The organism is Pseudomonas sp. B21-021, from assembly GCF_024749205.1.
Taxonomy (GTDB): Bacteria; Pseudomonadota; Gammaproteobacteria; order Pseudomonadales; family Pseudomonadaceae; genus Aquipseudomonas; species Aquipseudomonas paraglycinae.
The window spans coordinates 5,380,157-5,393,435 of record NZ_CP087192.1; the positions used below are offsets into that span (position 1 = coordinate 5,380,157).

At 61.7% G+C, this 13,279-nt stretch carries 13 protein-coding genes, 1 pseudogene and 1 riboswitch; of the genes and pseudogenes, 7 read left to right on the forward strand and 7 right to left on the reverse strand.

Annotated elements, in window-relative coordinates:
- Positions 1–130 precede the first annotated feature (130 nt).
- On the reverse strand, positions 131–1,813 hold the full coding sequence (locus LOY31_RS24110) for a fatty acid--CoA ligase (protein WP_221534757.1): 1,683 nt from the start codon (positions 1,811–1,813) through the stop codon (positions 131–133).
- A gap of 147 nt (positions 1,814–1,960) precedes the next feature.
- Positions 1,961–3,145, reverse strand: a complete 1,185-nt coding sequence (locus LOY31_RS24115) for an MFS transporter (RefSeq protein ID WP_221534758.1) — start codon at positions 3,143–3,145, stop codon at positions 1,961–1,963.
- Positions 3,146–3,229: 84 nt separating this feature from the next.
- Here LOY31_RS24115 and LOY31_RS24120 point away from each other — a divergent pair, with 84 nt between their 5' ends.
- Positions 3,230–4,003 (forward strand): helix-turn-helix domain-containing protein, encoded by a 774-nt coding sequence (locus LOY31_RS24120; protein WP_221534760.1) that lies wholly within the window; start codon positions 3,230–3,232, stop codon positions 4,001–4,003.
- On the opposite strand, the gene LOY31_RS24125 is transcribed toward LOY31_RS24120, so the two are convergent.
- Positions 3,987–4,616, reverse strand: coding sequence for a LysE family translocator (locus tag LOY31_RS24125; RefSeq protein ID WP_007956831.1), 630 nt, complete (start codon positions 4,614–4,616; stop codon positions 3,987–3,989). The genes LOY31_RS24120 and LOY31_RS24125 overlap by 17 nt on opposite strands.
- A 91-nt stretch (positions 4,617–4,707) precedes the next feature.
- Here LOY31_RS24125 and LOY31_RS24130 point away from each other — a divergent pair, with 91 nt between their 5' ends.
- From LOY31_RS24130 to LOY31_RS24140, 3 genes are all read left to right on the forward strand, one after another.
- Complete coding sequence (locus LOY31_RS24130; RefSeq protein ID WP_258712295.1) at positions 4,708–5,673, forward strand: 2-hydroxyacid dehydrogenase; 966 nt, start codon at positions 4,708–4,710, stop codon at positions 5,671–5,673.
- Between the two features lie 33 nt (positions 5,674–5,706).
- Positions 5,707–6,705, forward strand: coding sequence for a class I SAM-dependent methyltransferase (locus LOY31_RS24135; RefSeq protein WP_127799861.1), 999 nt, complete (start codon positions 5,707–5,709; stop codon positions 6,703–6,705).
- 40 nt (positions 6,706–6,745) lie between these two features.
- A riboswitch (yybP-ykoY riboswitch) is annotated at positions 6,746–6,868 on the forward strand.
- Between the two features lie 88 nt (positions 6,869–6,956).
- Complete coding sequence (locus LOY31_RS24140; RefSeq protein ID WP_007956837.1) at positions 6,957–7,541, forward strand: TMEM165/GDT1 family protein; 585 nt, start codon at positions 6,957–6,959, stop codon at positions 7,539–7,541.
- 44 nt (positions 7,542–7,585) lie between these two features.
- On the opposite strand, the gene LOY31_RS24145 is transcribed toward LOY31_RS24140, so the two are convergent.
- Positions 7,586–8,404 (reverse strand): M48 family metallopeptidase, encoded by an 819-nt coding sequence (locus tag LOY31_RS24145; RefSeq protein WP_258712296.1) that lies wholly within the window; start codon positions 8,402–8,404, stop codon positions 7,586–7,588.
- 1,352 nt (positions 8,405–9,756) lie between these two features.
- Between LOY31_RS24145 and LOY31_RS29570 the strand changes: the two are divergent.
- Together LOY31_RS29570 and LOY31_RS29575 are read left to right on the forward strand one after the other, a co-directional pair.
- A pseudogene (locus LOY31_RS29570) lies at positions 9,757–9,951 on the forward strand (HAMP domain-containing protein); the annotation flags it as partial.
- A 114-nt stretch (positions 9,952–10,065) separates the two neighbouring features.
- A complete protein-coding gene (locus LOY31_RS29575) occupies positions 10,066–10,809 on the forward strand; it encodes a methyl-accepting chemotaxis protein (protein ID WP_371857322.1) in 744 nt (247 codons plus the stop codon).
- A 4-nt stretch (positions 10,810–10,813) separates the two neighbouring features.
- Here LOY31_RS29575 and LOY31_RS24155 read toward each other — a convergent pair whose 3' ends face one another.
- From LOY31_RS24155 to LOY31_RS24165, 3 genes are read right to left on the reverse strand one after another with little or no spacing between them, the layout of a single operon-like run.
- Positions 10,814–11,437, reverse strand: a complete 624-nt coding sequence (locus LOY31_RS24155; protein ID WP_085606958.1) for an SOS response-associated peptidase — start codon at positions 11,435–11,437, stop codon at positions 10,814–10,816.
- 36 nt (positions 11,438–11,473) lie between these two features.
- Positions 11,474–11,734 (reverse strand): putative signal transducing protein, encoded by a 261-nt coding sequence (locus LOY31_RS24160; RefSeq protein ID WP_011335895.1) that lies wholly within the window; start codon positions 11,732–11,734, stop codon positions 11,474–11,476.
- A gap of 9 nt (positions 11,735–11,743) precedes the next feature.
- Complete coding sequence (locus LOY31_RS24165; protein ID WP_011335896.1) at positions 11,744–11,926, reverse strand: CPXCG motif-containing cysteine-rich protein; 183 nt, start codon at positions 11,924–11,926, stop codon at positions 11,744–11,746.
- Between the two features lie 142 nt (positions 11,927–12,068).
- Between LOY31_RS24165 and LOY31_RS24170 the strand changes: the two genes are divergently transcribed.
- Positions 12,069–13,232, forward strand: coding sequence for a 1-acyl-sn-glycerol-3-phosphate acyltransferase (locus LOY31_RS24170; protein WP_007951672.1), 1,164 nt, complete (start codon positions 12,069–12,071; stop codon positions 13,230–13,232).
- The last annotated feature ends 47 nt before the right edge of the window (positions 13,233–13,279 follow it).

A 13,279-nucleotide genomic window follows, 5' to 3' on the forward strand; every position in this document is an offset into this window, starting at 1 on the left:
CACTCTGGAACAGTCCTTTCGCCAGTCCGACACATGTCGGCACGGCAAGGATGGCTGAAAATTCGGATTTCACAAGCCAAGCGCTTGCTTGGTGGGTCTGGCGCGCCGTTTTCGGCGCGCCAGAGGACGCTCAGAGCGTCGAGAGGAAGGTGCTGTTGTTGGCCTGCCATTCGGTGATGTCGAGGCGGATGCGCTTCTTGTCGAGCTTGCCGACACTGGTCTTGGGAATTTCAGTAACAAGCGCGATCTGGCTCGGAATCGCCCACTTGCTCAAGTGCCCCAGTTCAACGAACGGCTTGAGATGTTCCTTGAGCTCGCGCGCCCCGATTGCATGCCCTTCGCGGACCACCAGCAAGGCAAACGGACGCTCGCCCCACTGCGGATCGGCGATGCCCACCACTGCTACTTCACGTACCGCCACGTGACGACTGATCAGGTCTTCGAGGTCCAGCGAAGAGATCCACTCGCCGCCGGTCTTGATCACGTCCTTGATCCGGTCGCGGATGTCGATCACGCCCATGCTGTCCAGCGTGGCGACGTCGCCGGTGTGCAGCCAGCCGCCGGCCCACAACTCGGCGCCCTTCTGCGGCTCGTTGAAGTAACCCTCGGTCAGCCATGGAGCGCGCAGCACCAGTTCGCCCTGGGTTTCACCGTCGGCCGGGAGGAAATTGCCCTCGGTATCGACGATGGCCGCTTCGACCAGTGGCCCCGGCACGCCGGCCTTGATCCGGTAGGTGGTGCGCTCGTCTTCGGTGCCCGCCATCAATTCGTCGTTCAGATGCGCGCACGAAACCAGTGGCCCGGTTTCCGACATGCCATACGCGGCCGTCAGTTGAATGCCCTTGCTCTTGGCCGTTTCATACAGCGTGCGATTGAGCGCACTGCCGCCGATGACGATTTTCCAGCCGCCGAAATCGGTGCCTTGCGCGCCCTTGGCGTTGAGCACCATCTGCAGGATGGTCGGCACGCAATGGGAGAACGTGACCTTCTCCTTGCGCCACAGCTCGACCAGGAACTCCGGGTCGTAACGCCCCGGATAAACCTGCTTGAGCCCAAGCATGGTCGCCACGTACGGCAGACCCCACGCATGCACGTGGAACATCGGGGTGATCGGCATGTACACGTCGTTGGTGCCCAGCAGCCGCACGCTGTCGATGGCGCCCATGATGGTCGACACGCCCATGGTGTGCAGCACCAGTTGCCGATGGGTGAAATACACGCCTTTCGGGTTGCCGGTGGTGCCCGTGGTGTAGAACGTGGTGGCAACCGAGTTTTCGTCGAAATCCTGGAAGTCGTACTGCGGACTCGCGGCCGCCAGCAGTTGCTCGTACTCACCCACCAGGTTCGGCAGGTCGGCGGTTTTTACCGGCAGATCGGTCAGCAGCAGGGTTTTCTCCACCGTGGTCAGGTGCGGCGCGATGGCCTGGTACAGCCCGACGAACTCGCTGTTGACCAGCACGAAGCGGTCCTCGGCGTGATTCATGGTGTAGAGAATCTGTTCCGGCGACAGGCGCACGTTGATGGTGTGAATCACCGCGCCGATCATCGGAATCGCAAACATGCACTCCAGGTAGCGATGGCTGTCCCAGTCCATTACCGCCACGGTGTCACCGGCCTTGACCCCGGCCGCCGTCAGCACGTTGGCCAGTCGCGCGACACGTTCGATCAGCGTCGGGTAGCTGTAGCGCAGCTGGTCACGGTAGATGATCTCGCGGGTTTTCTCGTAACGGGCGCCCGACATCAGCAGCCGTTTGATCAGCAGTGGATACTGGTACGCCCCTTCGGCGGGCGGAATAACGCGAGTCTGCAACATAAGAATCCCTTTTCTGACTGCACGGTGTTGGCTTTGGAGTTTCGTACTCTAGAACCCTTATACGTCAGCCAAATCAGCCAAAGGAATGATTTGCAGAGCCGTACAAATGCTAGCTTTGCGCCAGCATTTGCCGGTATTCGTCACCGATCAGGCCGTTTGCCCTACAGCCGCTTCGGAAGGCGTACGTGGGAAAACCACCGCAGCGAGGAAAGTCAAAGCGCCAAAACCCGCGAGAATCAGGTAAAGCCCCACAAAACCATGGCGCGGTTCGACATAAGAAATCAGCGGAATCGCCGTCGCACTGGCACCGAACGATAAACAGTAACGCAAGGCAAACACCCGCGACTGCCATTGCGGCGCAACGAAGTTGGCGACCATCGAATCGTTCACCGTCACCTGGCCAAACACCACGAACATGAACGCCGCCCCGACGGCGATCACCGCCCACCCATCGACATAAGCCAGGGCGAACAGCAACGGCGCCTGGCACAACGTCAGCGCGATAAACGGCCACTTCAGGCTGACGCGATGCAACACCCGGCCGATGCTCAACTGGGCAATCGCACCAAAGGCATAGGCCAGGCTGACCACCACACCGAGGGTTTGCGGCGAAGCGAACAGGTCATGCAAGCGATCCTGAAACAGTTTCGGATAAGTCATGGTGGTGGCGTTGAACACCACCCCGCCGGTGGCCGTGGCCAGGGCCTGCACGCCAAACACCATGAACATCGAAATGCGCTGGCCGCCGGCGCCCTTGAGCGCGGTGTGCGAGCGCTTGGGAATCGGTTCTTCGCGCACCTGCAAAGCAAAACCGATCCCCAGCACAATCGCCACCGCACCCGGGATCAGGAATGCCGAACGCCAGCCGAACTGCGCCACCAGCAGCCCGGTGATCAGTGCCGAGAACGCCACCCCGAGGTTGCCCCACATGCCGTTGATACCGATCTCGCGCCCGCGATTCTGCGCATAGGCCACCAGCATCGCCGTGCCGACCGGGTGATAGATCGCGGCAAAAATGCCGATCAGGGTCAGGCCGATGACCAGCATCGTCGGGCTGTTACTGAGACCGGTGAAGATCGCCGAGGCACCGATGCCGAAGAAAAACACCAGCATCATCTGCCGCCGGCTCCAGTGGTCCCCCAGCCAGCCGGCCGGTAGCGAACACGCGCCGAACGCGATGAAGCCGCCCAGCGACAGGCCGATCAGCGCGGCATAGTCGAGGGCGAAGGCCTGGGTCATGCCGAGCACGGCGGCGGGGAAAATCAGCATGAACATGTGATCGATCACATGGGCGGCGTTGATGTAGCGAATGACGTTTCTGGACTGGTTCATGACGGCACGCTTTACGTTGTAGTGAGCGCTCATGCTAAGTTGGCCGGAAAGCGCATTCCTGCCAACCAAGTCATCGAATCCGACATGTTGATCAGCCATTTCGAACACGGACCGGTCAGTGCCTATCCCCGGGACTATCTGGACGGCTCGCACCAGCCGCTGCACCTGCACCGCGAGGCGCAATTGCTTTATGCAGTGAGCGGGGTGATGCGGGTGGTGACGGCGCAAGGTGCCTGGGTGCTTCCGCCGAGTCGCGCGGTGTGGATTCCGCCCGAAGTCGCCCACGAGATTTTCATGTCCGGCGATGTGCAGATGCGTTCATTGTTCATCGCCCCCGAACTGGCGCCGGCCAGCCTGCACAACTGTTGTGTGCTGGCGGTCACGCCATTGCTGCGCGAGCTGATCCTGCGTGCGGTGCAGGGCCCGCCGCATGCCGACAATCCGCTGATCCAGCAACTGATGCTGGAAGAACTCGCCAGCCTCGAAAACCTGCCACTGCACATCCCGATGCCCACTGACCGGCGCCTGCAAGGCATTTGCCTGGCACTGTTACGCACGCCGGATCATCCCAACACCCTGGAAGACTGGGCGCAGCAGGTCGGCGCCAGCTCACGCACGTTGGCGCGGCTGTTCCAGCAACAACTGAAGATGAATTTCAATGCCTGGCGCCAGCAACTGCGCCTGATGGAAGCCCTGCCCCGCCTGCTCGCCGGGGACAGCGTGCAGAGCGTGGCGCGGGATCTGGGTTACGGCAGCGCGCGGGCGTTCAGCGCGATGTTTCGCCGCTTGCTCGGGGACAATCCCCGGGAATACCTCAACGCCCTGAATCAGCTTCGCTCGATCAATGCATCTCGGTGAACGCGAGTTTCACGCCGATGGCGATCAGCACCGCGCCCATGGTGCGGTCGAACCAGTGGCCCATGCGGGCGAAACCGGCGCGCACGCGCTGCTGGCTGAACAGCATGGCCACCAGACAGAACCAGGTGGCGGTCGCGACGGCGAGATAAATGCCGTAACCGGCCTGAACTGTCAGCGGGGTGTGCGGGTTGATCACCACGGTGAACAGCGACAGGAAGAACAGCGTGGCTTTCGGGTTCAGGCCATTGGTCACGAAACCCGAGGTGAAGGCGCCACGTGCGGTGCGCTCACCGGCCTCTTTGTGCAGATCATCGGTCACGGTTTTCGCCGGTTGCGCACGCAGGGCCTTGAAGCCGATGTACAGCAGGTACGCGGCGGCCGCCCATTTCAGGGCGTTGAACAGCACAATCGATTGGGAAACGATCAGCCCGATCCCCAGCAGCGAATAACCGACGTGCAGGAAAATCGCCGTGCCCACGCCCAACGCGGTCCAAGTCCCGGCGCGTCGACCATGTGTCACGCTTTCGCGTACCACCACGGCGAAATCAGGACCGGGGCTGGCGACGGCCAACAGGTGGATCAGGGCAACGGTCAAGAATTCGGTCCAGTACATGGGGGCTCCTTTCGGCCAAGCGTAACGAGTTGTTTCATCTGGTAGGCTCGGCAGATTACGCCTTCCCTTCAAAGCACAACAGGTACAGTTGATGACGAACGCCCACCGCGCCGTATTCCTCGATCACCCGTCGCTGGATCTTGGCGATCTCGATCTGAGCCCTTTGCGTGACTGCTTCAGCGATCTGCAACTGTTCGCCCAGACGTTGCCTGCGCAAGTGAGCGAGCGCCTGCAAGGGGCGACCGTGGCGATCAGCAACAAGATCCTGATCGACGCCGCCGCCATGGCCGCCAACCCACAGCTGAAGCTGATCCTGATCACCGCCACCGGCACCAACAACGTCGATCTGGCCGCCGCCCGCGCCCACGGCATCACGGTGTGCAACTGCCAGGGTTACGGCACGCCGTCAGTGGCGCAGCACACGATCATGCTGCTGCTCAATCTCGCCACGCGTCTGGCCGACTATCAAAAAGCCGTTGGTGAAGGCCGCTGGCAGCAGGCGAAACAGTTCTGCCTGCTGGATTACCCGATTGTCGAACTGGAAGGCAAAACCCTTGGTTTGCTCGGTCATGGCGAACTCGGCGGGGCAGTCGCGCGACTGGCCGAAGCCTTTGGCATGCGCGTGTTGCTGGGGCAGATTCCGGGGCGCCCGGCCCGTCCGGATCGTCTGCCGCTGGAGGATCTGTTGCCGCAGATCGACGCCCTCACCCTGCACTGCCCGCTCAACGAACACACCCGGCATTTCATCGGCGCCCGCGAACTCGCCTCGATGAAACCCGGCGCGTTTGTGGTCAACACCGCCCGGGGCGGGCTGATTGACGAACAGGCCCTGGCCGACGCCTTGCGCAGCGGTCATCTGGGCGGCGCGGCCACCGATGTGCTGAGCGTCGAGCCGCCGACCAACGGCAATCCGCTGCTGGCTGCCGACATCCCGCGCCTGATCGTCACCCCGCACAACGCCTGGGGCAGCCGCGAAGCGCGGCAGCGAATCGTCGGCCAACTGGTGGAAAACACTCAGGCGTTCTACAGCGGTAAGGCGCTGCGAGTCGTCAGTTGATAAACTGCGGCACTTTTTTTCACAGGAGCAGTTATGGATCCGCGCAGTGAAGTACTGCTTCGTCAGGCCGAGTTATTCCAGGGGTCGGTGTTGCTGGCCGGTTTGCCTGCCGATGATCTGCTGGGGCGCCTGCCCGATGCGTTTGGCTGGTGCTGGCACGCCGGCGATCAGGCCGCACTCGAAGCGCGTTTCGAAGGCCGCAGCCATTTTGGCGTGAACGTGCCGGAACGCGAATTCACCAACGCCGTGGTGTTCCTGCCCAAGGCCAAGGACCTGACCGATTACATCCTCAATGCCGTGGCTTCGCGCCTGGCCGGACGTGAAGTCTATCTGGTCGGGGAAAAACGCAGCGGTATCGAAGGCGCGTCCAAACAGCTCAACCCGTTCGGTAAGCCGCGCAAGCTCGACAGCGCGCGCCATTGCCAGCTGTGGCAAGTAACCGTGGCCAACGCTCCCGAAGCCAAACCGCTGGAAAGCCTGGCGCAGACTTACGAACTGCCGCTGGCCGAAGGCCCGTTGAAAGTCATCAGCCTGCCGGGCGTGTTCAGCCATGGCCGACTGGACCGTGGCAGCGCCCTGCTGCTGGAACACCTGGACAAACTGCCGAGCGGTCATTTGCTGGACTTCGGTTGCGGCGCCGGCGTGCTCGGCGCGGCGGTCAAGCGTCGTTACCCGCACAACCAAGTCACGTTGCTCGACGTTGATGCCTTCGCTGCCGCCAGCAGCCGTTTGACCCTGGCGGCCAATGGTCTGGAAGCCGAGGTACTGACCGGTGACGGAATCGATGCGGCGCCGATGGGTTTGAACGCGATTTTGAGCAACCCGCCGTTCCATGTCGGCGTACACACCGATTATTTCGCTACAGAGAACTTGCTGCGAAAAGCAGCCAAACATCTAAAAAACGGCGGCGAACTTCGCCTGGTTGCCAACAGCTTCCTGAAGTACCAACCGTTGATCGAAGAGCATCTCGGGGTCTGCGCGATCAAGGCCGAAGGCAACGGTTTCCGGATTTACCGGGCCAAGCGCGGCTGAAAATTAGCACTTGCCGAATGGATTCTGCCTAGGCAGAATCCGCTCCGTCCTAGGGGAGTAGTCTCCCACGAGCGCCAAGCTCGTCCGGCATACGTCAACATACTTGATCCTCAGATCATGGCGTATGCGACCCAAGCGTCCGCACCAGACGGATCGCAGGGTTTGACAAGACCTATGACACGCACACCTTACCCGGGGCGGGAAGGCTGTACGTGTCATAGCCGTGTCGACCCGCCCCTTAGGAAATCCTGATGCTGGACTCGTTACTCGTTCCCACCGCAATCGTTGCCTTGGCCGAAATCGGCGACAAGACGCAACTGCTCGCGCTGATTCTCGCCGCTCGCTTTCGCAAACCCTGGCCGATCATCGCCGGTATCGTCGCTGCGACCCTGGCCAACCACGCGGCAGCCGGTGCGGTCGGCGCCTGGTTCGGCAGCTTCTTCTCCGATTCGGTCCTGCACTGGATTCTCGCCGCGAGCTTCGCCGCCACCGCCCTGTGGACGCTGGTGCCGGACAAGATGGACGACGATGAAGCCAGCACCGCCCGCAAGTTCGGGCCGTTCCTGACCACGCTGATTGCGTTCTTCCTGGCGGAAATCGGCGACAAGACCCAGATCGCTACCGTAATGCTGGCAGCCCAATACCCGGAGCTGTGGCTGGTGATCATCGGTACGACGGCGGGCATGCTGATCGCCAACGTGCCGGTGGTACTGGCGGGTAATTTTGCGGCGGAGAAACTGCCGCTGACCCTGATCCGTCGACTGGCTGCCTCCGCGTTCCTGATCCTGGCGATCGTCGCGGTGTACAAGGCGATGCAGAGCAGCGGCTGGGTTTGATCCGGCAGATCGCTCCCGCATTGAGTGCGGGAGCGATCATGGTTTTAGGACTTGGGCGCTTTCTCGTAAAGCGGCATGACCTTCGGAATCGCCGCCTGCAAGGCAGCCGTGCGGCTGCTGGAAGACGGGTGAGTGCTCATGAACTCCGGCGGCGCGCCTTCAGAGGCCTTGCTCATCTTCTCCCACAGAGTGATGGCGGCGTTCGGGTTGTACCCGGCACGCGCGGCGAGTTCCAGACCGATCAGGTCGGCCTCGTTCTCGTTGGCGCGGCTGTTGGGCAGCGTCATGCCGTAGTTGGCCACGGTGTCGGCCAGCGCCAGGCTGTCCTGCCCCAGGCCGAGCAACGCACCGGCGCCCTGCTTGGCCATTTCGATGCCATAGGCCTTGGACATGGCTTCACGTCCGTGCTCGCGCAAGGCGTGGGCGATTTCATGGCCCATGACCGCGGCGATTTCATCGTCGGTGAGTTTCAGGCTGTCGATCAGCCCGGTGTAGAAAATGATCTTGCCGCCAGGACCGCAGTTGGCGTTGAGCTCGTCGCTCTTGATCAAGTTCACTTCCCACTCCCACTGCGCCGAATCCGGACGGAAATTCGGTGCCTGGGCGATCAGCCGGTTGGCGATGGCCTGAATCCGTTTGGCATCGTTGCTGGTCTTGTCCAGCACGCCTTTGCTGGACGCTTCGCCCACGGTCTTCTGATAGGACTGGGCATACATCTGGTCGACCTCTTGCGAGGACAGCATGCTGAACATGTACTGCTTGCGCTCCACGCCCACGGCACCGCCGCTGGTGGTGTTGACCGACTGACAACCGGCCAGCAACAGCGCCGCGCTCAGTGCACTTACAACCAATGTCTTGTTCATTCAAAAGCTCCCTGAAAACCTGCCGCGTATCCTAGGCGGGTAATTGTATCGACGCCAGATACAACGGACGTGTTGCACCTGTTTTCAGAACACGCCCGCCAGCCCTGCAGGAAAAAATTCACATCCACCGCCGCGCCCGCTGCAACTGCGTCGCGCACTGATCCATTTGCGACATCCGACTGCAATTACTTGCTCCGCACCTCATGGCGCAATAGTGGCTGCCGATACAGCAGCGCAGACGTCCTCTCGCGTGCGGAGCTCCCATGAAGTTCAAGTCGATCCAGTTTTCCGTGGCCGCCCTGGCCGGCGCCATCGTACTCAGCGTAGTCGCCGCGCTGGTGCTGTACGCGCTGTTCTCCGGTGCCCGCACCCAGGAGATGGTCCAGCAACGGACCCAGGCCCAGTTCGAGCAAGTCATCGAACAGCGCCTGACATCGCTGGCGCAGACCCAGGTCAGCCAGATCCAGCGCGAACTGGAAGCACCGTTGCTGATTGCCGGCGGCCTGGTACGCGTCAACGCCCTGCTCGGCACGCCGGGCGCCGATGGCCAGCCGCGACTGACCGTCAGCCGTGAGCAACTGATCAGCCTGATCAAGGAAAACGTCGAGAAGAACCCGAAGATTCTCGGCACCTACATCGGCTGGGAAAAGAACGCACTGGACCACAACGATTCGGCCTACGTCGGCACCAGTGTGGTCGGCATCGACGCCGCCAACGGGCGTTTCCTGCCGTGGTGGTTCCGCAACGACGACGGCACCCTCGGTCTGGACAAACTGGTAGACGTCGACGACCAGAAAGTCCTGTCCACCGGCGTGCGCGCCAGCGAGTACTACCTGTGCTCGAAAGAAACCAAAAAATCCTGCGTGATCGATCCCGCCCCGTACAAGGTCGGCGACAAGATCGTCATGCTCGCCTCCTTTATCGAACCGATCATGCTCAACGGCGCCTTCCAGGGCATCGTCGGCGCCGACCTGTCGGTGAACTTCATCCAGGACATGCTTCTGGGCGCCAACCAGAAGCTGTACAGCGGCGCCGGGCAAATGGCGCTGATCGGCGGCAACGGTCGGATCGTCGCCTACACCAAGGATCCGAGCAAATTCGGCGAGAAGGTCAGCGATATCCTCGACGCCCAGCAGATTGCCAACATGGCCAATCTCAAGCGCGGCGAAGTGACCTACACCGTCAATAAAGAGCAAGGCCGGATCGAGTTGTACCTGCCGTTCGGCATCGGCCAGACCGACGCGCGCTGGACACTGATGCTGCAACTGCCGCTCGACGCGGTGATGGCCGACCTGCAAAAGCTCCAGGGCGACCTCGACGCCCAGCGCAAATCCGACACCTTCGGCATGGCCATGGTCGGCCTGATCATTGCCGGCCTCGGCCTGCTGGTGATCTGGCTGGTGGGCCACGGCATCGCCCGCCCGCTCAAACAGATGGTGACCATGCTCGATGACATCGCCCAGGGCGAAGGTGACCTGACCCGTCGTTTGACCAGTGATCGCAAAGACGAACTCGGTTCAATCGCCAAAGGTTTCAATACCTTCCTCGCCAAATTGCAGGGGATGATCACGCAGGTGGTGTCGTCGGTACAAAGCGTCAGCGACTCCTCGGAGCACACGGCGGACATCGCGATCCGTACCAATATCGGCATTCAGAAGCAGATGGCCGAGATTGATCAGGTGGCAACCGCCGTGCAGGAAATGACCGCCACCGCGCAAGACGTGGCGCGTAACGCGACCCAGGCAGCACAAGCGGCCAGCCACGCCGATCAGGCGGCTAGTCAGGGCATGCAAATCGTGCGCGATACGTCGAATTCGATCGGCGTGCTGGCCGTGGAAATCGGCAAGGCCGTGGACGTTGTTCAGACCCTGGCCAAGGACAGCGAAAACATCAACGCGATCCTCATCGCCATTCGCGGGATCGCCGAGCAGACCAACCTGCTGGCCCTCAACGCGGCGATTGAAGCTGCCCGCGCTGGTGAACAAGGACGTGGTTTTGCGGTGGTGGCCGACGAGGTGCGCAACCTGGCGCAGAAAACCCAGAAGGCCACCGAAGAAATCCAGAGCATGATCCAGCAACTGCAACAGGGCACCCGCGACGTGGTGCGGGTCATGGAGGACAGCCAGAATCGTACCGACGAAAGCGTGCAGCACGCGGCCAAGGCAGCGGAGGCGCTGGAGACCATTACTCAGGCGGTATCGGTGATCAACGACATGAACACCCAGATCGCCAGCGCCGCCGAAGAACAGAGCGCGGTGGCCGACGACATCAACCGCAACGTGATCAACATTGGTCAGGTGGCGAATGAAGTGGCCGGTGGTGCGGATGAGTCGAGTTCGGCGAGTGCGGATCTGACCAAACTGGCGGAGCAACAGCGGCGGTTGATCAATCAGTTCAAGGTCTGACCGATCAGGCCGGAGTCAAGCACTCCGGCCCGTTGAGCTTCGGATCATTGACCAGGTTCGCCAGCACCCGCTCGCGCAAGGCGGCGGGTTCGCTGGCGAGCAGGCCTTGCAGAACATGCATCGGCGTTTCAGGATCAAGCCACGCCGCCTGCCCCGCCTCATCGAGAATCAAAGGCCGGCGCTGACTGGCCGCCGACTGAGTGATCACCGCCGTGCTTAGCCACACCTGTTCCTGCACCGGATACGCTTCCCAGATCGCCGCAAAAAACAACGAAGCACCTTCCCCCGGTGTCAGCCAGTACGGCCGCTTGCGCACGTTGCCGCGCCACTCGTAGAAACCGTTGGCCGGCAGCAGGCAACGGCGCAGGCGCAGGGCTTCGCGAAACATCGGCTGTTCGGCGACGGTTTCAGCCCGGGCGTGGGCCGGCGTGCGCGACATGTCGGTCAGCCATGGCGGTGTCAGCCCCCAACGGGCACGAGCCAGCGTGCGCTGGCCGTCGGGTTCGGCGCGCAGCATCAACACCGAATCGTTGGGGGAAATGTTCCACTGCGCCTGCTGATCGGCAGGAAAACCGGGCAGGTTCGCGAAATCGCGGTTCCAGCGAAACAGGGCATAACGTCCACACATGGGGCAGCACGACTCACAAATAAAACGAACGCCAGCCTAACAGACCAGCGTCCCGGGATAACTGTCCGGTTCATCGCCGGGCAGCGGCAGCGCGGCATTGTACGCACTGATCAGCTCGCGGGCGTATTCGGCCTGGTCGTTATCGACCGACAAGCCCAGCAGACCGAAGATCGGCAACTCGCCCGTGCCGCCCAGCAGATCGCGCCCGACCAGATGCGCCTCGATGCCTTCGCTGGCGAGCATGCCCTTGAGCATCTCGCCTTCCATCAGGTTTTCCGGCTCGTAGATTCGCTGCATGGGCGCGCCTCACTCGTTTTCGCTGAAGACTTCCAGAAACCAGTCCTCTCCATGGACCTGCAACACAAAGGTGATCGGCCGACAGCACACCTGACAGTCTTCGATATAGGTCTGGTCGCCAGCGGAGAGATCCACGGTCGTCTCGACCTCTTCACCACAATACGGACATTCATATACTGCGCTTTCCAGCATCGCGGTCTCCCGGGTGACTTGTGCGTATAATCGCCGGTCTATTTGCAGGGCTATTTTTGTCTGGCTACTTTTTCAGACCGTGCCCCGTTGGTTTTCGATCAAAACCTTTACTTACCCTAGCCGTTTCCAACAAGAGAGCATGATGGGCGAATTCGATGCCATCCGACCTTACGACGACAGCGAAGTACCTGCGGTACTGGCGCGACTGCTCGGCGACAAGGCGTTTCTAGATATCCTCACCCACTTCCGCTTCCCGCGTTTTGCCGGTGCCTTCGGCTGGATGCTCAAACCACTTATAGCCCATCGGCTGCGTCGTGAGTTCGCCGACGTGACCTCCGTGGCCACTTTGCAGGACAAGGTCGAGTTCTACGTCGACCACACCATCGAGCGCGCCACCGACGGCGTGACCTACACCGGTGTCGAGCAATTCAAGTCTGGCAGCGCTTATCTGTTCATCGCCAACCACCGCGACATCGTGATGGACCCGGCCTTCGTCAACTACGCCGTGTACCACGCCGGCCTGCCGACGCCGCGCATCGCGATTGGCGACAACCTGCTGCAAAAGCCGTTCGTCAGCGACCTGATGCGTTTGAACAAGAGCTTCATCGTGCACCGCTCGATCACCGGGCGCCGCGAGAAAATGGCCGCTTACCAACTGCTGTCGGCGTACATCAACCACTCGATCCGCAATGACTGCGCCTCGATCTGGATCGCCCAGGCCGAAGGCCGCGCGAAGGACGGCGACGACCGTACCGAGTCGGCGATCCTCAAGATGTTCCACATGAGCCGCAAGGACGAGCCGTTCGGCGAAGTCATTCAGTCGCTGAACCTGACCCCGGTGTCGATCAGCTACGAATACGACCCGTGCGACCAGGCCAAGGCCCGCGAGCTGTACATCCGCGCCACCACCGGCACCTACAGCAAAGCGCCGGGCGAGGATGACGTGAGCATCGCCAAGGGCATCACCGGCTACAAGGGCCGGGTGCACGTGAACTTCGCCGCGCCGATCACCGAGCTGTTCGAGGACACCAAGCAATTGGCGGTCGAGATGGACAAGCAGATTCTCGGTGGCTACCGGTTGTTCCCGGTGCATTACCTGGCGTACGCGCAGTGGGCCGATGCCGATCCGCAATTGAACGTGCCGAAGGCTGCCGACGTGTTCGGTGCCGAGGAACTGGCCAAGGCCCAGGAAGAGTGGCAGAACCGTCTGGACGCCTGCCCCGAGGAGCATCGTCCGTATCTGGTGCTGCAATATGCGACGCCGGTGCGCAATCAGTACCGGGTCAAGGCTGGACTGCCGCTGTAAGCGGTTTCAGCCAGATACAAGAACGGCGCCTTCGGGCGCCGTTTTTC